The sequence below is a fragment of the Microbacterium neimengense genome, from assembly GCF_054782995.1.
In genome coordinates this window covers 248,954-271,949 of the sequence record NZ_BAAGRK010000003.1, presented here as the reverse complement: position 1 = coordinate 271,949, position 22,996 = coordinate 248,954, and the positions used below count along the sequence as shown (strand labels likewise).

The following is a 22,996-nucleotide window of genomic DNA, read 5'->3' as shown; positions in this document are numbered from 1 at the left end:
GCGCCCACGGCCCGTCGGAGGGAAGGATGTCGCACGCGTGAGTGAACGCCCGCGGACGCGCCGCACGACCGTCTACGACGTCGCCCAGGAGGCGGGTGTGTCCATCGCCTCCGTCTCGTTCGCGTTCCGCCGCCCCGAGCAGCTCAGCGAAGCGACGCGCGAGCGCGTGCTGGAGGCCGCGAGGCGTCTCGGCTACGCCCCGAGCGCGTCGGCGCGGGGGCTCGCGCGTGGGCGCACCGGCATCCTGGGTCTGCATGCGTTCGACCTGATGCTCGAGCGGGCACATGAGCCGGAGGCGCGGGTGCGGGCGCTGCGCGATCTGCACAGCCCCGATCTCGAGGGGCCGCGCATCATTCCGTGGGCCGAGACCGACGACGAGCTGCTGGCCGATCCGCGCGCGTTCCCGCTGTACGTCGACGAGGTCCAGCGCGGGTTCGCCCTGGAGTGCTGGGTGATGGGCAGGCCCGTGATGCTCAGCAGTGGCTCCGACAGCGATGTGTCGGTGGCGGACACGGCGGGGCGCGTGGACGGGCTCGCGATCTTCCCGTCGGAGGGATCGGCGGCGGTGCTGTCGAGGTTCTCCTCGTCGATACCGATCGTGCTCTTCTCCGCGGCGCCCGCCGCCGACGGGCATCATCGCGTGCGCGTCGACAACACGCAGGGGATGCGCGAGATGATGACGCATCTGCTCGTGACGCACGGTGTGCGCTCGTTCGCGTTCGTCGGACGATTGGACTCCTCGGACGGCGAGGAGCGCTTCGCCCAGTACCGGGAGAGTCTCGTTCAGGCGGGGATCGCGCCGGAGGGCGAGCCGGTGGATGCCACCGTGCGCGGGCCCGACCGGATGGCCGAGCACCTGCACGCGCTCGCCGCGGCGGGACGGATGCCGCGGGCGCTCGTGTGCTCTACGGACCAGAACGCGCTGGCGGCCATGGACGTCGTGGGCGAGCTCGGCTTCCGCGTTCCGGACGACGTCATCGTCACCGGGTTCGACGGCATCCTCGCCGGGCGACTGAGCGCGCCGGCGCTGACCACCGTGCGTCAGCCGATGGAGGCGATGGGGCGGGCGGCCGCCCGCATCCTCGCGGGCACCGCAGGTCCGCTCCCCGAGGACGGTTCTCCCTTCGATGCCGTCTTCGCCCCGGCGCTCGTCGTGCGCGCCAGCTGCGGCTGCGGCTGAGCGGGCCGCCCGGCCCAACGCCGAACGGATGCTCGTTCGCGCAGGGATGCGGCGGGTCAGTCGAGGGCGCGGAGGGCGAGCCAGAGCTGGGCGCGCACCGCGAAGGAGGACAGATCCACGCCGAGCACGCGCTCGGTGAGGGCCAGGCGAGCCCGCACTGTGTGCCGATGCACCCCGAGCGCCCGAGCGGCGGCCTCGTGAGCGGTGTCCGCGGCGAGCCAGGCGTCGAGGGTGGCGACAAGCGCCGTCGCGTGCTGGGCGTCGTGGCGCAGCAGCGGGTCCAGCTCCGCGCGGGCGATCGCGCCGATGCGCTCGTCGTCGAGGGCGGAGAGCAGGCCTCCGCGCACCTCGGCGAAGGCCGCGACCGATCCCGCCGAAGCCCGCTCCCTGGCCACGCGCGCCTGCGAGAGGGCGGCGGGGGCCGTGTCCAGCGCCGCGGGGGCCGAGACGCCCACCCGCACGCCGAGCTTCGCGGCGAGCTCGGCGAACACCGCCTCTCCCACGGGCGCCGCCAGCAGGAGTCCGTCGTCGATCCGTCCGAAGAACAGGGAACCGCCACGGGCGGCGACGGCACTCTCCAGCCACTGGAGGACGTCCTCGCGACGGGCGGCCTCGGCATCCGTCAGCGCGATCGCGATCGGCCCCGTGCCGAGCGTCCCCCACAGGGGCTTCGATACGCGCCGCACGAGCGCGCTGTCGCCGGCGAGCAACGCCTCCGCCAGGCCGGCCCGGAGCGCGGTCGTGGCCTGCGCGAGGGTCTGACGCTGCTCGAGCGCCAGCCCCGCCATCGCGACGGCCGTCGTCACGACGCCGCGCGCCTCGCGATCGAACACCTCGGCCGATACGGCGATCGCGCCGCGCAGACGCCCGCCGCGGCCGAGGGTCTGAACGTGGAACGGCGACGAACCGATGTGCAACGAGGATCCCGCCCGCGCGCCGCGGCGAAGGAGCGCCGACACCTCGTCGCTCAGGCCGTCGCGCGTGGCCGCGTCCAGGGATGCGGCCGGATGCTGGTGCGTCAACGCCCCGGCGGCGTCGAACATGCCGACCCAGCCGCCCAGCTGCCGCGCGAGTTCGTCCAGGGTCGCGGCGAGCCCGTCCGCGCGCAGCGCCGCCAGCGAGAGAGCCCGCCCCGCGGCGAGCGCCCAACTGCGCCGCGCGTACTCCTCGGCGGCGATGGCCTGCGCGTTGGCGCGGGCGACGGCGATGAACGGGGTGCGATAGGGCACCTCGAACAGCGGCAGCCCCTGGGCGCGGCAGGCCGCATCCAGTCCGCGGGGGATGCCCTCGCGCACCACCTCGGTGCCGAATCCGAGCGCGGTGATACCGCGCCCGCGGAGCCTCGCGACGTAGGCGTCGAAGTCGGGCGAATCGTCGTCGGCGCCGAGGAACTGCGTGCCGGTCGTGAGCAGCACGAGCCCCTCCGCCAGGAAGGGGGTCGGATCGGCGAGGTCGGAGCTGTGCACGCCGTGCACCCGCGTCGCCAACGTCGCGGCATCCAGCTCTCCCGCCGCACGCAGATCCAGATCCCGGCGGGCGAGAAGGGAGCCGAGGGTGGGGCTGTCGGACGGCGGCGTACTCATGTTGTACATCGTGGCGCATCTCGGGCGCGCACGTGTACGGGCAGGCGAGTGCAGCGCGCTCCGCATTCGCCCTACGCTCGCGGCCATGAGCATCGCCGACGTCATCACCGCGCCCCTGGGCGGACCCTCGCTGCCGCAGGAGCGGCGCCTCGTCACGGCCATCCCCGGACCGCGCTCGCAGGAGCTCCTCGCACGCAAGGCCGCGGCGGTTCCGGCAGGGGTCGGTCACACCGTGCCCATCCAGGCGGTGGCCGCGGGCGGCGGCGTGGTCGTGGACGCCGACGGCAACTCGCTCATCGACCTGGGCTCCGGCATCGCCGTCACCTCGGTCGGAAACGCTCATCCCGGCGTCGTGGCGGCCGTTCAGGCGCAGGCGGCGCAGTTCACGCACACCTGCTTCATGATCTCGCCGTACGACTCGTACGTCGCCGTCGCCGAGGCACTGAACCGGCTCACCCCCGGCGATCACGAGAAGCGCACCGCGCTGTTCAACTCCGGCGCCGAGGCCGTGGAGAACGCCGTCAAGATCGCCCGCAAGTACACCGGTAAGCCAGCGGTCGTCGCGTTCGACCACGGCTACCACGGCCGCACGAACCTCACGATGGCCCTCACCGCGAAGGCGATGCCGTACAAGAGCGGCTTCGGACCCTTCGCCGGCGAGATCTACCGCGCCCCGCTGTCCTACCCCTTCCGAGACGGCCTGAGCGGAGCGGATGCGGCCGCGCGCGCCATCTCGATGATCGAGAAGCAGATCGGCGCCGACAATCTCGCGGCGCTCGTCATCGAGCCCATCCAGGGTGAGGGCGGCTTCATCGTTCCGGCCGACGGATTCCTCGCCGCTCTCGTGCACTGGTGCCGCGCGAACAACGTGGTCTTCATCGCGGACGAGGTGCAGACGGGCTTCGCCCGCACGGGCGAGATGTTCGCGAGCGACGGGTTCGGCATCGTGCCCGACCTCGTCACGACCGCCAAGGGCCTCGCGGGTGGACTGCCGCTCGCCGCCGTCACCGGGCGCGCGGAGATCATGGACGCCTCGCACGCCGGGGGACTCGGCGGCACCTACGGCGGCAACCCGATCGCCTGCGCCGCGGCGCTCGCGGCGATCGACGCGTACGAGCACGAAGGGCTTGTCGAACGAGCCCGCGAGATCGGTGCGATCCTCACCGCCCGCCTCGAGGCGCTGCAGCAGGCGGACCCGCGCGTCGGCGACGTCCGCGGCCGGGGCGCGATGGTCGCGGCCGAGTTCGTCGACCCGGCGACGGGTGCTCCGGATGCGGCGCTCGCCGCCGCCGTGGCGAAGGCCGCCATCGCCGAGGGCGTGATCCTGCTGACCTGCGGCACCTACGGCAACGTGATCCGATTCCTGCCGCCCCTCTCGATCGACGACGACCTCCTCGGCGAGGGACTCGACGTCCTCGCCGCATCCCTCGCCGCCGTCTGAGACGCAACACCCGAGCACCACGAAGGAGTGAGATGAGCACCACCGAGATCATCAGAGACGTCGTCGTCATCGGCGCGGGAGCAGCCGGGCTGACCGCCGCGAACGACCTCCGCAAGGCCGGTCTGTCGGTCGCCGTGCTCGAGGCGCGCGATCGCGTCGGCGGCCGCCTGTGGACCGACACGATCGAGGGCGCGATGCTCGAGATCGGCGGTCAGTGGGTGTCGCCCGATCAGCACGCACTCATCGACACGGTCGCGGAGCTCGGGCTCTCCACCTTCTCGCGCTACCGCGAGGGCGACAGCGTCTACGTCGGCCCCGACGGCGCGGTGACGCGGTTCACGGGAGACGTCTTCCCGGTTGCGCCGGAGACGGCTGCGGTGATCGAACGCATCACCGCCGATCTCGACGCGATGGTCGCCGAGATCGACCCCGACCGGCCGTGGGCGCACCCGAAGGCCGCCGAGTGGGACACGATCTCGTGGGACGGCTGGCTGCGTTCGCAGACCGACGACGACGAGGCGGTGCGCAACCTCGCGTTCGCCACCGGCTCGGCGATGCTCACCAAGCCGACCCACGCCTTCTCCCTCCTGCAGTCGCTGCTGATGGCCGCGAGCGCCGGCAGCTACTCGCACCTCGTCGACGCGGACTTCATCCTCGACAAGCGCGTCGTGGGCGGTCTCCAGCAGGTGCCCCTGCTGCTCGCGGAGCGCCTGGGGGAGGACGTCCTGCTGGACCAGCCGGTGCGCTCGCTCACCTGGGACCAGGACGGCGTCGTGGCAGAGGCCGCATCCGTCACGGTCCGCGCGCGACGCGCCATCCTCGCCCTCGCGCCCGTGCTCTACCCCCGCATCTCGTTCGTGCCGCCGCTGCCGCGCCTGCAGCAGCAGATGCACCAGCACATCTCAATGGGCTTCGTCATCAAGGTGCACGCCGTCTACGACCGCCCGTTCTGGCGGGAGCAGGGGCTGTCCGGTACGGCGTTCAGTCCCTACGAGCTCTCGCACGAGGCGTATGACAACACGAACCACGGCGACGAGCGCGGCACGCTGGTCGGATTCGTCTCCGACCGCAACGCCGACGATCTGTTCCGCCTGGACGCCACCGAGCGCAAGGAACGCATCCTCGAGTCGCTCTCGCACTACTACGGCCCCGAGGCCAAGAACCCGATCGTGTACTACGAGAGCGACTGGGGCAGCGAGGAATGGACCCGGGGCGCCTACGCGGCGAGCTTCGATCTGGGGGGCCTCCACCGCTACGGCGCCGATCTGCGCACGGCGGTCGGGCCCATCCACCTCGCCTGCAGCGACATGGCGGGCGCCGGTTACCAGCACGTCGACGGAGCGATCCGGATGGGGCACCGTGCCGCATCCGAGATCCTCGAGGAGCTGCGCTGATGGCCGCGCCGGTGGTCGTCGGCTACACCGCGACGGATGCGGGCGCCGACGCGCTCGCCCTGGGCGCACGGCTCGCGGTCGCGACCGGGTCCGTGCTGGAGATCGTGATGGTCCTGCCGGGCGAACGCTCGGTCATCACCCCGCCCGACGCGGGGTATGACCGGCTCGTGCGTGAGCGGGCGCGGGAGTGGCTGGCCCGCGCTTCCGAGTCCCTCAAGGACACCGTCGCGCACGGCCGTCACGTGCGCTACGGCGAGTCGTTCGCCGAGGGGCTCATCGCCGCCGCGGCCGAGTTCGGAGCCGGCATGATCGTGGTGGGCGCGGCGAACGGCGGGCTCCGCGGACGCCACCGCCTGGGTACCGTCGCCAACGAGCTCATGCACTCCTCCGACGTCCCGGTCGTGCTCGCGCCCGAGGGGGCGCGCAAGGTCCCCGCATCCGTCGGCGTCGAGAGGGTCACCGCCGCGATCGGCACCAGGCCGGGAGGCGACGTGCTCCTGGCCGAGGCGGCGGGCCTTGCCACCGCATCGGGCGCGCCGCTGCGGCTGCTGTCGCTCGCGACGGTGGACCTGCCCGCCGGCGTCGACACCGGCGTCATCCGGCTCACCGAGGCGACGCACGCCGACACGGTGCTCGCCCAGGCGCGTGCGTCGCTGGGCGAAGGCTCCGTGGCCGAAGTCGTCAGCGCGCAGGGCGCCGACATCGAGGAGGCGGTCTCGCAGATCGAATGGCTCCCCGGCGAGATCGCCATGGTCGGCTCGAGCCGACTCGCGCAGCCGCGGCGGCTCTTCCTGGGCTCGACGGCGGCGAAGATGCTGCACGTGCTGCCCGTTCCCATGATCGTGGTGCCACGCACCCGCAACACAGAAGGGGCTCGATGATGAGCGCACCCGAATCGCAGGCCGTCGCGGCCGAGACCGGCGGACTCTCCAAGAAGGGGCTCTCTGCGGGAACGGTGGGCCTGATCGGCGCCGTCGTCATCGGCATCTCCTGCATCGCGCCCGCCTACACGCTGACCGCGGCGCTGGGACCCACCGTCTCCGCGGTCGGTGTGCAGGTGCCGGCGATCATCCTGGTCGGCTTCATCCCGATGCTGCTGGTGGCGTTCGGCTACCGCGAGCTGAACCGGAGCATGCCCGACTCCGGCACGTCGTTCACCTGGGCCACGCGCGCCTTCGGTCCATGGATCGGATGGATGGCGGGGTGGGGCCTGGTGGCCGCCACCATCCTCGTGCTCTCGAATCTTGCCGGAATCGCCGTCGACTTCCTGTTCCTGCTGATCGCTCAGATCACCCAGAACCCCTCGATCGCCGACATCGCGGCGCAACCGGGGGTGAACGTCCTGGTGTGCCTCGCGTTCATGGCGGCGGCCACCTTCGTCTCGTACCGCGATATGCAGACGACCCAGAAGCTGCAGTACGTGCTGGTCGGGTTCCAGGTCGTCGTCTTGGTCGTGTTCGCGGTCGCGGCGATCATCGAGACGATCAACGGCAACGGCTTCGATGCGACACCATTCGACTGGTCGTGGTTCGACCCGTTCGCCGTCTCGTCGTTCAGCTCCTTCGCCGCGGGCCTCTCCCTGTCGATCTTCATCTTCTGGGGCTGGGACGTCACCCTCACCATGAACGAGGAGACCAAGGACCCCGACAAGACGCCGGGTCGCGCAGCGACCATCACGGTGCTCGTGATCGTCGCGCTGTACCTGCTGCTCGCGGTCTCGCTCATCATGTTCGCCGGCGTCGGCACGGGAGAGTTCGGGCTCGGCAACCCCGACATCCAGGACAATGTGTTCTTCCACCTGTCAGGGCCCGTACTGGGCCCGCTCGCGGCCCTCGTGTCGCTCGCGGTGCTCACCAGCTCCGCATCGTCGCTGCAGTCGACCTTCGTGTCGCCGGCGCGCACGCTGCTGGCCATGGGGCACTACGGCGCGCTGCCGGAGCGCTTCGCCAAGGTGAGCCCCCGCTTCTTCACCCCCGGGTTCGCGACGATCGTCGCCTCCGTCGTGGCGTCGGTGTTCTACGCCGTCATGCGCTTCGTCAGTGAGAACGTCCTGTGGGACACCATCACCGCGCTCGGAATGATGATCTGCTTCTACTACGGTCTGACGGCCTTCGCGTGCGTCTGGTACTTCCGCAAGCAGTGGTTCGACTCGGTGCGCGCCTTCGTGTTCACGTTCCTCTTCCCGCTCGTGGGCGGGGTCATCCTCGCGGTGCTGTTCGTGACGACACTGGTCGATTCCATGGACCCCGACTACGGCTCCGGTTCGCAGATCTTCGGACTGGGACTCGTGTTCGTGCTGGGTGTGACCGTCATCCTGCTGGGCGTCGTGATCATGATCTGGCAGGCGGTCAAGCGCCCCGACTTCTTCCGTGGGCGCACGCTGAGCCTGGACGCGCCCGAGAGCCTGCGCCGCCGTCGGCGGTGACGGCAGACTGAGACCACAACCAAGGAGGACGAATGAGCAGCGAATACGCGGTCGTGAACCCGGCCACCGGTGAGCAGCTGGCCACCTACCCCGCCCTCAGCGACACCGACGTCGAGCAGAAGATCACCGCATCCGAGAGCGCCTACCGACGGTGGCGCGAGATCCCGGTCGCCCAACGCGCCGCGCTCGTGCGGCGCGCCGCCGAGCTGCACCGGGAGCGCCGTGACGAGCTGGCGGCGATCGCCGTGCGCGAGATGGGCAAGCCCCTGGCCGCGGCCCTGGGCGAGGTCGACTTCGCCGCAGACATCACGGAGTTCTACGCCGACCACGCCGAGCAGATCACCTCGGACCGCCCGATCGACATCCTCGGCGAGGGGTCCGCCGTCATTCGCCCGACGTCGCTCGGGGTGCTCTTGGGCATCATGCCGTGGAACTTCCCGTACTACCAGGTCGCCCGCTTCGCCGCCCCGAACCTGGTGCTGGGCAACACCATCCTGCTCAAGCATGCGCCGCAGTGTCCGGAGTCGTCCGCAGCGATCGAGGCGATCTACCGGGATGCGGGTCTGCCGGAGGGCGCATACCTGAACCTCTACGCGAGCAACGCGCAGGCAGCAACGATCATCGCCGATCCGCGGGTGCAGGGAGTGTCGGTCACCGGGTCGGAGCGCGCCGGTGCCGCCGTCGCGGAGATCGCCGGTCGCAACCTCAAGAAGGTCGCGCTGGAGCTCGGCGGATCGGATCCGTTCATCGTGCTCTCCACGCCCGACCTGGATGCCACGGTCGCCGCCGCCGTCGAGGCGCGTATGGACAACAACGGGCAGTCCTGCAATGCGCCCAAGCGCTTCATCGTGGTCGACGAGCTGTACGACGCCTTCCTCGAGAAGTTCACCGCGGCGATGGCCGAGACTCCGGTGGGCGATCCCTTCGCCGAGGAGACCCTGCTCGGCCCCCTCTCGTCTCTCGCGGCCGCCGAGCGGCTGGAGGCGCAGGTCGACACGGCCGTCGCGCAGGGTGCTCGGCTGGTGACCGGCGGCACCCGTGACGGCGCGTTCTACGCGCCCACGGTGCTGACGGACGTCACGCCCGAGATGGACGTGTATCGCGAGGAGCTCTTCGGGCCCGCCGGTGTCGTCTACCGCGTCTCGGGCGAGGAGGACGCGGTGCGCGTGGCGAACGACACGAGCTTCGGGCTCGGTTCCTACGTGTACACGACCGATCCCGCCCAGGCCGAGCGCGTGGCGGATCGGATCGAGGCCGGCATGGTCTACGTCAACTGCGTGCTGGCCGATTCTCCCGAGTTGCCGTTCGGCGGCGTCAAGCGCTCCGGCACGGGCCGCGAGATGGGCCTGCTGGCGGCGGACGAGTTCGTCAACAAGAAGCTCATCCGCATCGCCGACTGAACCGTGACGATGGCGGGGGCGAGGATCTCGCCCCCGCCATCGTCACGCCGGAAGCGTCGCGCGGACCTCGGCCGCCTCGGCTGGGCGGCCGAGGCTCTCCAGCACGTCACCGAGCTCGAGGGCGGCGGTCTGGCGCAGCGCCTCGTCGTCGCCGGCGTGCTCGAGTGCCGCGCGGTAGAGGGGCATCGCATCCGCGGGGCGCTCCGCGCCCATCAGGATGCGCGCGGCGACGAACTCGGAGCGGCCGGCGGAGGTCGTGTCCCCCGCCTGCACGAAGCCGTCGGCCGCCTGCAGGGCGGTAGCGACGGCTTCGTCCGTGCGCTCAGCGGCGGCGAGAGCCCGTGCACGCGTGTCGAGCACGTCGGCGACGAACCACGCCGCATCGTTCGCGCGGCCGAGCTCGACCGCTTCGTCCAGCAGGGCGAAGACCTGGTCGAGGTCGCCGCGCTGCTGGTGCGCCTGCGCGAGCGTGTGGAGCCCGTCGGCCAGCAGCCCCACCTGTTCTTCGTCGCCCCGAACGAGCTCCACGGCCTGCGTCAACGAATCGATCGCGTCGTCGATCTCGCCGAACCGGCCAAGCAGCCGTCCGTGCTCCTTGAGGGCGTAGGCGCGCGCCGCGGGCTCTTCCGCCTCCTCGTGCAGCTGGGCGGCGAACTCCCAGCCGCCGAGAGCGTTGCCGAACTGCCCGGCCTGCTCGAAGGCGCGAGTGAGCAGCCCCACGGTGATCGCGCGGGAGCCGGCCGGCTCCTCCGCCGCCGTCTCCTCCTGGAGAACCTGGTCGAGCACCTCGATGGCCTCCTCGCCGAGTCCGGCGCCCAACAGGGCGCGGCCGAGACGGAAGCGCAGGTCCGTCGCCGGAGCGCCCGTGGCCTCACGGCGTTCGGTGGCGACACGGTAGCGCGACACCGCCTCGCCCATGGCGCCCGCATCCTCGTGCAGCGCACCCGCGAGGAAGAACACATTGCTGACCAGAGCGTCGTCCGCGCCGAGCTGAAGGTGGATGCGGGTCGCCTCGTCGGCGTCGGCGGCGCCGTCCGCATACTCGCCTCGCCCGCCGCGCGTGCGGGCACGCAGCAGCAGCGCGCGTGCGCGGCGTGCGTCGGTGACGCCGTCCTGGGCGACGAGCTGGTCCAGAAGCTGCGCCGCCGCGTCGAGATCCCCCGCTCCCGCCAACATGTCGGCCTGCAGCCAGCGCTGCGAGTAGGCGGGCCCGGGCTCGCCGGCCTCTGCGAACAGGGCCGCGGCCCGGCCGAACATCTCGGCGGTCCGACGCCGCGCATCCGGCTCGGTCGCCGTCTGGTCCTTCAGCCGGAGGAAGGCGAGGGTCGCGATGACATCGGCGCGCAGCGCCGCGGGAGCGTCCTCGAGTTCGTCGAGCGTGCGTTGCAGCGTCTCGACCGCTCCCTCGGTCTCGGCGCCGAACAGGAGCAGCCCGAGTCGCTCCTCCAGCTGGGCCTGTGCGCTGCGTCCGGCCTGGCGCAGCGCGTCCAGGCGTGCAGGGAGCGCGGCTTCCGCCTCGTCGAGACGGTCGAGGGCCACGAGGATCCCGAGCTGGCCGTGCGTGAGCGCCACGCGCTGCTCGGTATCGGCATGGTCCAGGGCCTCGATGATCGCTTCGAGTGCGGCGATCGAGCCGAGCTGGTCCAGGGCGAGCGCGCGCTCGACGCGCTCCGCGGGGCTGCGGGGGGCGGGGGCGGAGGACCGGGACGCGAAGTCGTGGGAGCTGATCGGCACCTCGTAGCGCTCGGCGCCGGCGGCGCGCTGGCCGGCGAGCCAGACGGTCTGGGCGTCGGTGCCGTTGCGAGCATCGAAGGACTGGGCGATGCTCTCGGCGGCCGCCCACATCCGCGTGGCGAGCTCGGCGGTCGGCCAGGCGCCGTCGTGTGCGCCGAGCAGGGGGACGAGCGCCTCGGCGTCGGAGCCGCGCACGGCGGCGTCGGGGTGACCGGCGGCGGCGACCGCATCCAGCGCGACGGCGAAGGCCGCGAGGGCCTCCAGGTGCGCGCTGGCGTTCAGCCCGTCGTGGGTGAGCCAGGGCAGGTGGCGCTCGACGAGCGCGAGCGCACGCGCCTCGTTGCCGGTCACGGCGCAGAAGACGATGTTCTTCGCGACGATCGAGAGGTTGTCGGCATTGTCCTTCGCGAGGCGATAGCTGCGCAGATGCGCGGCCCGCGCCTCATCCGGCCGGCCGGCGTGCAGGTAGGGCAGAAGCGAGCGTGCGAGGGCGTGCTCGGGCTCCTCGCCGCACGTGTAGCCGCCCTCCACGAGCTCCTCGACCAGACGGATCGCCTCCGCCTCATCACCGATCTCCGCGAAGAACCCGGCGAACTGACTGCGCGTGCAGGCGTCGCAGTGGCTGTACTCGTCGCGGGGTGTGGCCTCCAGTCGACGCCGCAGCTCGGCCGCCTCGTCGATGCGTCCCGCCGACCACGCGTCCTCGAAGCGCGCCATCAGCACGCCGCTCATTCCGTGACCGGCCCGCTCGTAATGGGTCTGCATGTCATCGAGCACGGCGGTGATCTGCTCTGACGAGAACTCGGGCGAGCCCCGCAGAGCACCCGCCATCCACTTGTAGTGCCACATGAGATCGCCCGCGGGCTCCAACTCGGCGGGGAAGCGCTCGGGGTCTGCGTCGTGATGACCCAGGCACCAGGCGAACGAGGTGAGCATCAGATCCGTGTCGCCGCCCATGTTGGCGCTGGCGGTCTGCCGCATCCGCGCCTCGTACTCGAGGCGCTCGTCACCGCTCTCCTGCGCCAGTGCCACCGCGTCGGCGACCAACGCCCTCTCGGCAGGCCCCCAGGGTGTGCGGTCGATCTCGTCGAACAGCGATCGGATGCGGGTCGCGTAACCGGTCATGATGCTCCTTCCGGGTCGGGGGTCGCGGCGAGTGCTCTCTCGAGCAGTTCCGCGAGCGAGGTGCTCATCACGGCACGATCGCGCGGGCTGAGCGGGTGATGGCCGGCGAGCAGCGACTGCACGTGCAGCAGTCGGATGCCGCTGTCGAAGACCGCGGTGTCGCCGGCCGCCGCGAGGGCGCGGACGGTCGGGTTGCCCCAGTTCAGGCACAGCCTCGCGGCGGGCGGTGCCGCATCCGCGTCGGCGCCGGTGACGGCCTTCTCCGCGCGGTCGAGCACGCCCGACCACAACGCGCCGGCGGCGCCGCGAGCGCGTCCCCGGTCGAGCGCCCGGAGGGCCTGCGGATCCGCGACGAACAGGCCGGGCAGCTCACGGCGTTCGAACGAACGCACCGAGACGTCGATGTCGCCGAGGACCGTGCGGGCGCGACGCTCGAGGTCGAGGGCGGCATTGCGGTCGTCGAGGGGAGGAAGATCGAGCCGGTCCATCTCGGCGCCGACCTCGACGCGCTCCACGGCGACGTCGGGGAAGATCTCGGGCAGAAGGCGGATGAGCTCGGCGTCGTAGAGGTAACCGCCGTCGACCAGCAGCGTGCCCGGCGGCACGATGCTCGCGAGCTGGCGGAACTCGTCGACGGTCTCGGCGTAGCGCACCTCGGGCGAGCGGCGCACGAGCTCCTCGATCCGCACGCGCCCCGCGGTCGTCTCCACAGAGAGCCAGCGCACGATGAAGCGCGCCAGCTCGTCGTCATGGCGCACGAGGGACTTCAGGGCGACCTCGTGGACGGCGACGAACTGCGCGAGCCGCGCGGGCTCGCGCAACGCCAGCTCGAGGATCCAGCGCCGGATCGCATCGCCGATCTCGCTACGGGTCTGCTCGAGCGCGTCGTCGTCGACGAGCGCCTCCCGGCTGGCAGTCGGATGCAGCCCGCCCGAGTCGATGACCGCGCGCGCGAAGAACGCCCAGTCGGGGAGCAGATCGTCGGCGCGCTCGGCCAACAGCATCCGGCGCAGGTATACGCGTGTGCTCTGGCGCGCCGAGGGCGGCGGCGCGAAGGGCAGCACGTAGGCGACGCCGCGGGTCTGCGTGGCGGCGACCGTCAGCTCGATCGCGTCCAGCGGCTCGACGCCGATGAGTTCGCGCCCGTACGCGAGCCGGGTCTCGAGATCGCCGTCGAGGAAGGGAGCGGGCTCGGTCACGGTGGTCTCGCCGCCGCCGGGCAGATCCACCACGACCGACACCGGGAGGTAGCGGCCGAACGTCTCGGCGAGCTCCAGCACCGTCGCGCCCGTGAGCAGCGACGCACTGTCGCTGCGCGGGGTGAGGTGCACGCTGGTTCCTACCGGGATGTCGTCGTCGCACGGCTGCACGGCGAAGGTCCCGTCCGAGCGTCCGACCCACTCGACGGCAGGACCTCCGGCGGCGCTGCGCGAGCGGATCACGATGGTGTCGCACACCATGAAGCACGACAGCATCCCGATGCCGAACTGGCCGAGGAAGTCGCTGCGCGGAAGGTCGAAGATGTCGCGCTTGGAGCTGCGTCCCACGGTGGCCAGCAGATCGGCGACCTCGCTCTCGGTGAGGCCGATGCCGTCGTCGCGGATGATGAACTCGGGGGCTTCGATGCCGGCCGGGGTGATGCGGATGCGGCCGCCGCCGCCGTCCAGCGCGCGACGTGCGGCGATCGCGTCCACCGCGTTCTGTAGGAGCTCGCGGAGGAAGACACGCGGGCTCGAATAGATGTGCCGGCTGAGAAGATCGATCACCCCGCGTAGGTCGACCTGGAACTGCTGGGGGGCCGGCACCTCGTTCACCGTCGCTCCTCGAACCTCGTCGCAGCGCCGCCCATCGGGTGGTGGGCGGCGACCGATTCAGCGTACTCCGGGAGCGGGAGCGGACCTGAGTGCCTGGGGAGAGAACGATCCCGTGCGCCCCTGGCCCGGTTGGGCCAGGATGGGGTCATGAGCGACACGACGCAGACGGACGGGGTACGGGTGCTGGACGAGGACGCGATGTGGCGCCTGCTCGCTACGCAGGAGGTCGGTCGCCTGGTGACCAGCATCGGTGAGCGCATCGACGTGTTCCCGGTCGGCTACGCGCTCGACGGGCGCAGCATCCTGTTCCGCACCGCCCCCGGCACGAAGCTGCTCGAGCTCACCGCTCGCGACGAGGTGCTGTTCGAGGTCGACGACCACAGCGAGCGCGATGCATGGAGCGTCGTCGTGCGCGGGACGGCGGCGGCCGTCGACCATTCCGACGAGATCGCGGCCCTCGAGTCGCTCGCCTCGGCGCCCTGGGCGCCCACCGTGAAGGACGTCCTCGTGCGCATCACGCCTTCGGTCACCACCGGACGCGCCTTCGAGCGGCGGAGCGCCGATCCCGCCGAAGGGGCGATGGCGTGACGCTCGATCCGGCGCTGCCGGCTGCCGGGCCGCCACCCGCCGCGCCGCGACGCCGCAATCGCGGCGCGGGCTGGATCATCGGCCTCTCACTGGGCCTCGTCCTCATTCTTCTGCTCGCCGCCGGCACGGGCGGCGCGTGGCTCATCTGGCAGCAGCGGGAGCGACTGCTCGCTTCGCGGGTGATGAGCCCCGAGCAGGAGTCGGCGGTCGCCGACGCGTTCGCCGCCGCGTCGGAGAAGGTGACCGCCACCCAGCAGGCGACGGCCGACTACGAGAGCGATCATCGCGCCTGGGACGATGAGCACGCGCAGGTCGAGGAGTGGAAGACCGGGACCGAGTCGCCGCTGCTGGCCGTGCCGAACCCCGGCGGGAGAGCGATTCCCGGTCCGGATCCGGACGGGCGCGCGTTCCTCTCGTCGATCGGTGCGGACCGTGTTCAGGTCGCGTTCGATGCCGGGGACGAGAACTGCGGCTACCACCTCTCCGAGCGCACCGGGTACGAGATCGTCGTCGGCGGCTGCTACTCCACCCGATATCCGAGCTGGCTGTTCCTCGCGTGGGATCCGGGCATGGAATCGTCCGTGTGGGCCGTGTTCGTGCACGAGGCCATGCACTGGTACCAGTACCAGAACTACTACCCGGCCTTCCTCGCAGCCGATCGGGCAGGTGTCACCGACGACCAGTACGGCCCAGAGCTGGAGGCCGACGCGAGCTGTCGTGCCGTGTACGTCTACGGCATCCCGGCATCCGACTACGTCGACACGTCCTCACCGTGCGACGTCGACGGCTGGTACGACGGCTGGCTGCTGGATCACCTCGCGTCGCTCGGCGTTCAGGTCACGGAACCCGTGGCGACAGACTACGAGGTGCTCGAGGTGGTGCGACCGTGAGGGCGCGTTCGGGCCTGGCTGTCGCGTCGTTGGTGGCTGTGCTGGCGCTGACGGCGTGCTCGTCGGTGGATGCGGATGGGGCGGATCGCCGGATGAACGAGGTGTTCGACGATCTCGTCGCTCAGGCATCGGCGGTGGATCCCCAGGTGCTGCGCACTCTCGAGACCGCCGAGCCGCGCACGCAGGCGTGTTCGCGTCCCGCCGACACCGAGCAGGTCGTGCTGACGGCCACCGGGGTGCTTGCGGTCGCGGCCGACGTCTCCGAGGCGGAAGGTGTGCGCGACGGCCTCGGCGAGAGCCTGGATCCCGACGTGTGGCGAGCGCTCGCCGACGCCGATCCGGGCGCCGAAAGACAGGGCTGGATCTCGGAGGACGGCGTCACTGTGACCCTGGCGACGGACGGCCCCGCGGTGGTGATCGCGGTCTTCTCGCCGTGCCTTCCCGCGTGAGCGCGTTCGCGCCCTCGTGTGCCATGCCGTACACTTGAGCGTGCAGTTGAAGTCTGCATTCTTTCGCCGTGCCCGTCATCGGGGCGACACATCCCTTTGGATCAGGTCACGGCAGGAGTGCGGGCGCGAGACCTCCGGGTCTCTAGGGCGGTAGCTCAATTGGCAGAGCAGCGGTCTCCAAAACCGCAGGTTGCAGGTTCGATTCCTGTCCGCCCTGCGCGCCAGCGCATGCTGGCACGACGTAAGCGATTCAGGTGGGTGCATGGTCCAGGACGAGCCGAAGGGCGAGGTCGTCGCCGCTGGCGGTGCCGTGCGCGAGAAGAAGCCCAACTTCTTCCTGCGCATCGTCATCTTCATCCGCCAGGTCTTCGCCGAGCTTCGCAAGGTCGTCACCCCGACGCGCAAGGAGCTGGTGAAATTCACCGGCGTCGTCCTGGGCTTCGTCATCGTGATGATGGCGGTCGTCTACGGACTCGATGTCGTGTTCGTCTGGCTGACGACAGTCGTCTTCGGAGTTCCCGGAGCCTGACATCGCGAGGCGCGGGTGTCGCCACCCGCAGACCAGAACGAGAGAGTACGTAAGTGTCTGAGAAATACACCGACGACGCCGATTGGGCGACCGCCGCCGAGCAGTCCAGCGAGGACGACGAGGCGCAGGAGGGCAACACCCTCGCCGCAGAGGAGCGCTCCGTCGAGGCCGCCGAGCACGTCGCGCTGCACATCGAGGGTGACGACGAGGACTCCGACACCGGCTACGACGCGGATGCCGACGTCGAAGACCCCGAGGCGGACGCGATCGTGAACGACGCTCTGGAGATCGACGAAGCGGCCGAAGCCGAAGCGGCAGCCGAGGTGCTGACCGAATCGCTCGCCGAAGAAGAAGCAGAGCGCGCAGCCGAGGAGGCCGACGAAGTGACGCCCTACGACGGACCCGACATCAACGGTGAGCCCGACGCTCCCGTGCTCGACCCCGAGTTCGTGGCCGAGATCGATGACGCGGCCGCCGCCGTCGACGAGGTCGAGGAAGAGGTCGACGCGGACGCCGATCCTTACGAGGCGTTCCGCCAGGAGCTGCGCTCGCTCGAGGGCAAGTGGTACGTCATCCACTCCTACGCCGGCTTCGAGCGCAAGGTGAAGGCCAACATCGAGCAGCGCAAGTCGACGCTCGAGGTCGAGGACGACATCTATCAGGTCGAGGTCCCGATGGAGGACGTCGTCGAGATCAAGAACGGCCAGCGCAAGATGGTCACCCGCGTGCGCATCCCGGGCTACGTGCTCGTGCGCATGGAGCTCAACGAGGACACCTGGTCGGTCGTTCGCCACACGCCCGGTGTCACCGGCTTCGTCGGCAACGCCCACAACCCGACACCGTTGCGCTTCGAAGAGGCGTTCAACATGCTCAAGAGCCTCGTCGAGATCAAGGATGTCGCTCCGGCAAAGTCCGGCGGCGGCAGCTCGGCCCCGGCGGCCGCCCGCGTCATCGCGGCAGAGGTCGACTACGAGATCGGCGAGACGATCACCATCAAGGAGGGCTCGTTCGCGGGTCTTCCCGGTTCGATCAGCGAGATCAAGCCCGAGAGCGGCAAGCTCACGGTCCTCGTCTCGCTCTTCGAGCGCGAGACCCCGGTCGAGCTGTCGTTCGACCAGGTCTCCAAGATGGTCTGACCCACAGGTCTCCTCGAACGCCCCGTCCGGCTCTGCCGGCGGGGCGTTCGTCGTTTCGCCGTGGCCCAGGCGCGCGTGGCGGCTTCGGTTTGAACCGATCGGTACATTTTTACCTGGTGGAAACACACCAGTGCCCGAGCGGGAAATCGGGACCTGTGACGCTGCAGGAGCACCAGACATCCTCCGCGTCAGCGCACCCGAGCGCGTCGCGGGCTCTCAGGAAGGATCCGCTCCCGCATGCCCAGATTCATCCCGCGCCGCCTTGCGGCGGCCACCGCCGCCGCAGCGGCGCTGCTCGGTGCGACGCTCCTCGTCGCACCCGCCGCCCATGCTGCTCCCGCCGCGACCGACGTCGCCATCACCGCCACCAGTGCCGCCAAGATCGGCGACACGGTGACCGTGACGCTCGCCGCAGCGAGTGTGGACGACCTCTACGCCTATGACCTTGCGCTCGGCTACGACCCCGACCTGCTCTCGTTCGACGAGGGCAGCGTCACCTTCCCGGACGGCGGGTTCGGTGACGCGACAGCGGATGCCGACGGCGGCATCGCCTACCTCGCACACACCCGCCTGGGCACCTCGCCCGGACTCGTCGGAGCGCAGACGCTGGTCTCCTTCACGTTCACTGCGCTCGCGGCAGGGGACGCGGTGATCGAACTGGTATCGGCCGACCTCGTCGGCGCGGCACGCGACACCGCCTCGCTCGATGTGACAGCGATCGATCCCGTCACCACGGCCATCTCCGCCGTCGTGGCTCCGCCGTCGACGACACCGTCACCGAGCACGTCGACGCCCGCCGCTGCGCCCGCCGCAGGCACGAGCGAATCGCTGCCCACCACCGGTGTGGACGCCACGCCGTGGCTCTTCGTCGGTGCGGTCGCACTCGCCGTCGTCGCGCTCGGCGTCGTGCTGCTCATCCGCCGCAGGGCGGTCACCCGATGAGCCGTCGCCGCGCTGTCGTTCCCGCAACCTTCGCGTCCTCCAGGAGAGCGTCCATGTCCACCCGTACCACTCGCACCATCGCCGCCGCTGCGGCACTGGGCACCGTCACCGCCGTCATGGCCGTGGTGCCCGCCTTCGCCGAGCCGGAGGCCGCCGCATCCGCCGCGATGCTCGCGCCGTACTACACCGAACTCGATCTCACCGGTGACCGTCAGGTCGATGCCGACGACCTCGCTGTCGCTGCGGGATACCTCGGCGTGACGAAGTCCGACGCCGCCTGGTCGGAGATCGCCGTGATCGACACCGATGCCGACGAGAAGATCACGATCGCGGACCTCGCCGCCCTGTCGCAGCGCATGATCTACGACGACGGCCCGTTCGAGCTGATCGAGGCCTCTACCGTCGACATGCAGGCGGCGATGAATGCCGGCGTGATCACCTCGGTGGAACTCACCCAGGCCTACCTGAAGCGCATCGAGAAGTACGACGACAAGGTGATCACCTACCCCGTCGATCCTGCCGCTCCGGCCGGCACCACGACGACCGCCCGCCCGCTGAACTCGATCATCACCACGAGCAGCACCGCGCTTGCCGCGGCGGCCGCCGCCGATGCCGAGCGCGCGGCGCACGGGATGACCAGCATGCTGCTCGGCGTGCCGGTCGCGGTGAAGGACAACTACAACACGAAGGACATGGTCACCACCGGCGGTTGCGGCTGCTGGAACGACAACCAGACCACGGACGACGCCCACATGATCGAGGGGCTGCGCGCGGACGGGGCGATCATCATCGCCAAGGCGAGCCTCGACGAGTTCGCCTACGGCTTCAGCTCCCAGTTCTCGGCATTCCAGCCGGCGGGCTCCTCGTCGTACGTCGCGAGCCCGTACGACACGACCAAGACGGCGGGAGGATCATCGGGCGGGACGGGAGCGGCCATCGCTGCCAACCTCGCCGGCATCGGCTTCGGCACCGACACGGGCGGCTCCATCCGCGTGCCTTCCTCGTACAACCAGCTCGTCGGCATCCGGCCCACGGTGGGGCTCGCCAGCCGCGACGGCATCATCCCTCTCGCCCTCTCGCAGGACACCGGCGGCCCGATCGCGCGCAGCGTGACGGATGCGGCACTCGCGCTCGATGCGGTCGTCGGCGTGGACGAGAACGACGCCGTCACCCAGCGTCAGGTCGGCAAGGTGCCGGAATCGTACGCATCCTTCCTCGACTCGGATGCTCTCAAGGGTGCGCGGATCGGTGTGATCGGGACGCTGAGCGGCACGGGTGAGACCGCGACGCGGTTCGCGGCGGCTCGCGACCTGCTGACCGCGCAAGGGGCGACCGTCGTCACGATCACCCCGCCCGCCGAGTTCACTGCGGTCACTAGCGAGGGCTCGGGTTCCACGAACGAGTTCAAGCACGATCTCAACGAGTACATCGCGTCGTACCTGAACCCGAACGTCACCGCTCGCAGCCTGCAGGCCATCATCGACAGTGGGAACTTCGTGCCCGGCTACCGCAGCACCTACGTGTCCCGCAACGCCGTCACCGCCGAGACCTACGAGGCATGGGCCGGCGCCGAAGGATCGCACACGCGTCAGATCGCCGCGGGCAAAGCGCTCGTCACGCAGATGATGGACGACGCCGATCTCGACGCGATCGTCTACCCGAGCACGCACGCCTACGGCACGATCGCCACCAGCTACATGCGTCTGAGTCCCAACACCGGGCTTCCCGCGGTGACCGTGCCGATGAGCGCCGCCGGCGTGGGTGAAGGCGGGCAGACGGTCGGGACGAACATCGAGTTCCTCGGTCGGGACTTCTCCGAGGGCACGCTGATCGGCCTGGCATACAGCTACGAGCAGGTCACCCACGCCCGTACGACGCCGCGCATCTTCGGCGCGCTGCAGTAGGCAGGACCCCGCGACCGCCCCGCCGGACCCTCCGGCGGGGCGGTCGTCCTTCCGCGCCCGTCCGTTGTCCGACACGCCCGGTGATGCGGTAGAGTGTTGTGGTTTGCGTGCCGCTGCGGCGCGCGGCGACAACCGCTTCCCTCGACGGGATGCGGGAGAGCCGATGCATCCGGCATCCGCTCGATGAAAGGAAAGAAGAATGGCACCGAAGAAGAAGGTGACCGGCCTGATCAAGCTTCAGATCAACGCCGGTGCAGCCAACCCGGCGCCGCCGATCGGCCCCGCGCTCGGTCAGCATGGCGTCAACATCATGGAGTTCTGCAAGGCGTACAACGCCGCGACGGAGTCGCAGCGCGGCAACGTCATCCCCGTGGAGATCACCGTCTACGAGGACCGCAGCTTCACGTTCATCCTGAAGACCCCGCCCGCCGCGGAGCTCATCAAGAAGGCCGCCGGCGTCGCCAAGGGTTCGAAGACCCCCCACACCGTCAAGGTCGCGAAGCTCACCAAGGACCAGGTGCGCCAGATCGCCGAGACGAAGATGCCCGACCTGAACGCGAACGACATCGAGGCTGCCTCGCTGATCATCGCCGGCACCGCCCGCTCCATGGGCATCACGGTCGAGGACTGAGGGAGATAACGAACATGGCTACCAAGTCCAAGGCATTCCGCGCGGCCGCCGAGAAGATCGAGGCCGACAAGTTCTACACCCCGACCGAGGCTGTGACCCTCGCGAAGGAGACCGGGTCGAAGAAGTTCGACTCCACCGTTGAGGTCGCCCTCAAGCTGTCGGTTGACCCCCGCAAGGCGGACCAGATGGTGCGCGGCACCGTCATCCTGCCGCACGGCACGGGCAAGACTGCCCGCGTCATCGTGTTCGCGACGGGCCCGGCCGCCGAGGCCGCTCTCGCTGCGGGCGCGGACGAGGTCGGCGGCGCAGAGCTGATCGAGAAGGTCGCGGGCGGCTACACGTCGTTCGACGCCGCCGTCTCGACCCCCGAGCTCATGGGTCAGGTCGGTCGACTGGGTAAGGTCCTGGGTCCCCGTGGCCTCATGCCGAACCCGAAGACCGGTACGGTCACCCCGAACCCGGCCAAGGCCGTCGAGGAGATCAAGGGCGGCAAGATCGAGTTCCGCGTCGACAAGCACGCCAACGTGCACTTCGTCGTGGGCAAGGCCTCGTTCTCGGCCGACCAGCTCGACGAGAACCTGAAGGCCGCTCTCGAGGAGATCGTCCGTCTGAAGCCGTCCAGCTCCAAGGGTCGTTACATCCAGAAGGGCGCGGTGTCGACGACGTTCGGCCCCGGCATCCCGCTGGACGTCAACGCACTGGTCTGAGACACGTCTCACAGGAAGGGCCCCGTCTTCGGACGGGGCCCTTCCTGCATGCTCAGCCGTCGTCGCGGATGTCGAAGCTCAGCGGCCCTGTAGGAGTGGCCTCCGAGACCTCCACGCGCTCGACGTGCGCTGCGGGCGGCCCCTTGCGAAGCCAATCGATCATCCGATCCACGCGTCCTTCTTCGCCGTGGAGCTCGGCTTCGACGGTGCCGTCACGGCGGTTTCTCACCCATCCGGCGACGCCGAGGCGGGCGGCCGCATCGTGGGCGGAATAGCGGAAGCCGACGCCCTGCACGGCGCCGCTGACGATCACTCGGACATGACGCATGCGCACATTGTGCCGCGGATGCGCCGGCGACGCTGCGGGCTGTCGCGAATGACGAGCCGGTGGCAGGATGCCCTGCGCGTGCGCCCGCGTCAGCCCCCGAGGACGAGGCTGAGCGCGATCAGCGCCATGACGACGGCGATGATGCCGTCGAGAACGCGCCACGTGATCGGCGACGTGAACATCCGGCCGAGCAGCCGGGCGCCGTAGGCGAGCGAGAGGAACCATGCCAGGCTCGCGAGCATCGCGCCGGACGCGAACCACCACCGGTTGTCGCCATGCGTGTTCGCCACGGACCCGAGCAGGAAGACCGTGTCGAGGTACACGTGCGGATTGAGCCAAGTGAGGGCGAGGCAGGTCACCAGAGCCGCGGTGCGAGAGGTTCGCACTGGAACGGGACGGACGGCCTGCGACGTCTGCACGGCCGTGCTGTCGTTACTGCCCGCATCCGCCGCAGTGGGCGACACCGGAACCGCGTCTCGTGCGGATGTCGCATCGACGGCGGGCGGATCCGTCGGGCGCCAGACGCGTCGCGCCGCGAGCAGGGCGTACGCGAGGAGGAATGCGGCGCCCGCCCATCGCGCCACCTGCACCGTCCACGGAGCGGTCTCCAGGACGAGCCCCAGCCCCGACACCCCGACCGCGATGAGTACCGCATCCGAGGCGGCGCAGACGAGCGCGACCGTGAGCACGTGCTCCCGCCGGATGCCTTGGCTCAGCACGAAGAGGTTCTGCGCGCCGATGGCGACGATGAGCGAGAGGCCGAGCCCGAGGCCCGCGGCGAGTGAGGGGAACACGC

The 22,996-nt window shown here is 70.4% G+C and carries 20 protein-coding genes and 1 tRNA gene; 16 read left to right on the top strand and 5 right to left on the bottom strand.

Features of this window, described 5'->3' with window-relative positions; genetic code table 11:
* Positions 1–37 precede the first annotated feature (37 nt).
* On the top strand, positions 38–1,180 hold the full coding sequence (locus tag ACYVJS_RS03895) for a LacI family DNA-binding transcriptional regulator (RefSeq protein WP_460737959.1): 1,143 nt from the start codon (positions 38–40) through the stop codon (positions 1,178–1,180).
* Between the two features lie 56 nt (positions 1,181–1,236).
* Here the strand turns inward: ACYVJS_RS03895 and ACYVJS_RS03890 are convergent, their stop codons facing one another.
* The gene (locus tag ACYVJS_RS03890) at positions 1,237–2,763 is read right to left on the bottom strand and encodes a PucR family transcriptional regulator (RefSeq protein ID WP_460737957.1); all 1,527 of its coding nucleotides are present in this window, start codon (positions 2,761–2,763) and stop codon (positions 1,237–1,239) included.
* 85 nt (positions 2,764–2,848) lie between these two features.
* Here ACYVJS_RS03890 and gabT point away from each other — a divergent pair, with 85 nt between their 5' ends.
* The 5 genes from gabT to ACYVJS_RS03865 are packed head-to-tail and all read left to right on the top strand — an operon-like array spanning position 2,849 to position 9,423.
* Positions 2,849–4,204 (top strand): 4-aminobutyrate--2-oxoglutarate transaminase, encoded by a 1,356-nt coding sequence (gabT, locus tag ACYVJS_RS03885; protein WP_460737955.1) that lies wholly within the window; start codon positions 2,849–2,851, stop codon positions 4,202–4,204.
* Positions 4,205–4,236: 32 nt separating this feature from the next.
* Positions 4,237–5,598, top strand: a complete 1,362-nt coding sequence (locus ACYVJS_RS03880; RefSeq protein WP_460737953.1) for a flavin monoamine oxidase family protein — start codon at positions 4,237–4,239, stop codon at positions 5,596–5,598.
* Positions 5,598–6,479 carry a universal stress protein gene (locus ACYVJS_RS03875; RefSeq protein WP_460737951.1) on the top strand — a complete coding sequence of 294 codons (882 nt, stop codon included), beginning with the start codon at positions 5,598–5,600 and terminating at the stop codon, positions 6,477–6,479. The genes ACYVJS_RS03880 and ACYVJS_RS03875 overlap by 1 nt, the downstream gene beginning before the upstream one ends.
* On the top strand, positions 6,476–8,023 hold the full coding sequence (locus ACYVJS_RS03870) for an APC family permease (protein ID WP_460737949.1): 1,548 nt from the start codon (positions 6,476–6,478) through the stop codon (positions 8,021–8,023). The genes ACYVJS_RS03875 and ACYVJS_RS03870 overlap by 4 nt, the downstream gene beginning before the upstream one ends.
* A gap of 32 nt (positions 8,024–8,055) precedes the next feature.
* The gene (locus tag ACYVJS_RS03865; RefSeq protein ID WP_460737947.1) at positions 8,056–9,423 is read left to right on the top strand and encodes an NAD-dependent succinate-semialdehyde dehydrogenase; all 1,368 of its coding nucleotides are present in this window, start codon (positions 8,056–8,058) and stop codon (positions 9,421–9,423) included.
* A 42-nt stretch (positions 9,424–9,465) separates the two neighbouring features.
* Here the strand turns inward: ACYVJS_RS03865 and ACYVJS_RS03860 are convergent, their stop codons facing one another.
* A complete protein-coding gene (locus tag ACYVJS_RS03860; RefSeq protein ID WP_460737945.1) occupies positions 9,466–12,282 on the bottom strand; it encodes an ATP-binding protein in 2,817 nt (938 codons plus the stop codon).
* Positions 12,279–14,096 (bottom strand): HSP90 family protein, encoded by a 1,818-nt coding sequence (locus tag ACYVJS_RS03855; RefSeq protein WP_460737943.1) that lies wholly within the window; start codon positions 14,094–14,096, stop codon positions 12,279–12,281. Before ACYVJS_RS03855 ends, ACYVJS_RS03860 begins: the two co-directional genes overlap by 4 nt.
* Before the next feature lie 147 nt (positions 14,097–14,243).
* Here ACYVJS_RS03855 and ACYVJS_RS03850 point away from each other — a divergent pair, with 147 nt between their 5' ends.
* From ACYVJS_RS03850 to rplA, 10 genes are all read left to right on the top strand, one after another.
* Positions 14,244–14,684 carry a pyridoxamine 5'-phosphate oxidase family protein gene (locus tag ACYVJS_RS03850; RefSeq protein ID WP_460737941.1) on the top strand — a complete coding sequence of 147 codons (441 nt, stop codon included), beginning with the start codon at positions 14,244–14,246 and terminating at the stop codon, positions 14,682–14,684.
* Entirely contained in the window at positions 14,681–15,574 is an 894-nt protein-coding gene (locus ACYVJS_RS03845; RefSeq protein WP_460737939.1) for a hypothetical protein, read from the top strand. The genes ACYVJS_RS03850 and ACYVJS_RS03845 overlap by 4 nt, the downstream gene beginning before the upstream one ends.
* On the top strand, positions 15,571–16,023 hold the full coding sequence (locus ACYVJS_RS03840; protein WP_460737937.1) for a hypothetical protein: 453 nt from the start codon (positions 15,571–15,573) through the stop codon (positions 16,021–16,023). The genes ACYVJS_RS03845 and ACYVJS_RS03840 overlap by 4 nt, the downstream gene beginning before the upstream one ends.
* A gap of 144 nt (positions 16,024–16,167) precedes the next feature.
* Positions 16,168–16,240: transfer RNA gene (locus ACYVJS_RS03835), tRNA-Trp, on the top strand.
* 45 nt (positions 16,241–16,285) lie between these two features.
* Entirely contained in the window at positions 16,286–16,552 is a 267-nt protein-coding gene (gene secE / locus ACYVJS_RS03830) for a preprotein translocase subunit SecE (protein ID WP_137417831.1), read from the top strand.
* A gap of 53 nt (positions 16,553–16,605) precedes the next feature.
* Positions 16,606–17,688 carry a transcription termination/antitermination protein NusG gene (gene nusG, locus ACYVJS_RS03825; RefSeq protein WP_460737935.1) on the top strand — a complete coding sequence of 361 codons (1,083 nt, stop codon included), beginning with the start codon at positions 16,606–16,608 and terminating at the stop codon, positions 17,686–17,688.
* A 237-nt stretch (positions 17,689–17,925) separates the two neighbouring features.
* On the top strand, positions 17,926–18,630 hold the full coding sequence (locus ACYVJS_RS03820) for a cohesin domain-containing protein (RefSeq protein ID WP_460737933.1): 705 nt from the start codon (positions 17,926–17,928) through the stop codon (positions 18,628–18,630).
* Between the two features lie 53 nt (positions 18,631–18,683).
* Positions 18,684–20,534 (top strand): amidase family protein, encoded by a 1,851-nt coding sequence (locus tag ACYVJS_RS03815; protein ID WP_460737931.1) that lies wholly within the window; start codon positions 18,684–18,686, stop codon positions 20,532–20,534.
* A 199-nt stretch (positions 20,535–20,733) separates the two neighbouring features.
* The gene (gene rplK / locus ACYVJS_RS03810) at positions 20,734–21,165 is read left to right on the top strand and encodes a 50S ribosomal protein L11 (RefSeq protein ID WP_137417828.1); all 432 of its coding nucleotides are present in this window, start codon (positions 20,734–20,736) and stop codon (positions 21,163–21,165) included.
* Positions 21,166–21,179: 14 nt separating this feature from the next.
* On the top strand, positions 21,180–21,872 hold the full coding sequence (gene rplA, locus ACYVJS_RS03805) for a 50S ribosomal protein L1 (protein WP_137417827.1): 693 nt from the start codon (positions 21,180–21,182) through the stop codon (positions 21,870–21,872).
* A gap of 52 nt (positions 21,873–21,924) precedes the next feature.
* On the opposite strand, the gene ACYVJS_RS03800 is transcribed toward rplA, so the two are convergent.
* Entirely contained in the window at positions 21,925–22,200 is a 276-nt protein-coding gene (locus tag ACYVJS_RS03800) for an acylphosphatase (protein WP_460737928.1), read from the bottom strand.
* A gap of 89 nt (positions 22,201–22,289) precedes the next feature.
* Positions 22,290–22,994, bottom strand: a complete 705-nt coding sequence (locus ACYVJS_RS03795) for a LysE/ArgO family amino acid transporter (RefSeq protein ID WP_460737926.1) — start codon at positions 22,992–22,994, stop codon at positions 22,290–22,292.
* Positions 22,995–22,996: the final 2 nt, after the last annotated feature.

Excerpts from the sequence above, each read along its gene's own strand:
- rplA (WP_137417827.1), top strand. The coding sequence starts at position 21,180 with ATGGCTACCAAGTCCAAGGCATTCCGCGCGGCCGCCGAGAAGATCGAG.
- ACYVJS_RS03880 (WP_460737953.1), top strand. The coding sequence starts at position 4,237 with ATGAGCACCACCGAGATCATCAGAGACGTCGTCGTCATCGGCGCGGGA.
- ACYVJS_RS03875 (WP_460737951.1), top strand. The coding sequence starts at position 5,598 with ATGGCCGCGCCGGTGGTCGTCGGCTACACCGCGACGGATGCGGGCGCC.
- ACYVJS_RS03865 (WP_460737947.1), top strand. The coding sequence starts at position 8,056 with ATGAGCAGCGAATACGCGGTCGTGAACCCGGCCACCGGTGAGCAGCTG.
- rplK (WP_137417828.1), top strand. The coding sequence starts at position 20,734 with ATGGCACCGAAGAAGAAGGTGACCGGCCTGATCAAGCTTCAGATCAAC.
- ACYVJS_RS03870 (WP_460737949.1), top strand. The coding sequence starts at position 6,476 with ATGATGAGCGCACCCGAATCGCAGGCCGTCGCGGCCGAGACCGGCGGA.
- ACYVJS_RS03860 (WP_460737945.1), bottom strand. The coding sequence starts at position 12,282 with ATGACCGGTTACGCGACCCGCATCCGATCGCTGTTCGACGAGATCGAC.
- ACYVJS_RS03850 (WP_460737941.1), top strand. The coding sequence starts at position 14,244 with ATGAGCGACACGACGCAGACGGACGGGGTACGGGTGCTGGACGAGGAC.
- gabT (WP_460737955.1), top strand. The coding sequence starts at position 2,849 with ATGAGCATCGCCGACGTCATCACCGCGCCCCTGGGCGGACCCTCGCTG.
- ACYVJS_RS03815 (WP_460737931.1), top strand. The coding sequence starts at position 18,684 with ATGTCCACCCGTACCACTCGCACCATCGCCGCCGCTGCGGCACTGGGC.
- ACYVJS_RS03820 (WP_460737933.1), top strand. The coding sequence starts at position 17,926 with ATGCCCAGATTCATCCCGCGCCGCCTTGCGGCGGCCACCGCCGCCGCA.
- secE (WP_137417831.1), top strand. The coding sequence starts at position 16,286 with ATGGTCCAGGACGAGCCGAAGGGCGAGGTCGTCGCCGCTGGCGGTGCC.
- ACYVJS_RS03800 (WP_460737928.1), bottom strand. The coding sequence starts at position 22,200 with ATGCGTCATGTCCGAGTGATCGTCAGCGGCGCCGTGCAGGGCGTCGGC.
- ACYVJS_RS03890 (WP_460737957.1), bottom strand. The coding sequence starts at position 2,763 with ATGAGTACGCCGCCGTCCGACAGCCCCACCCTCGGCTCCCTTCTCGCC.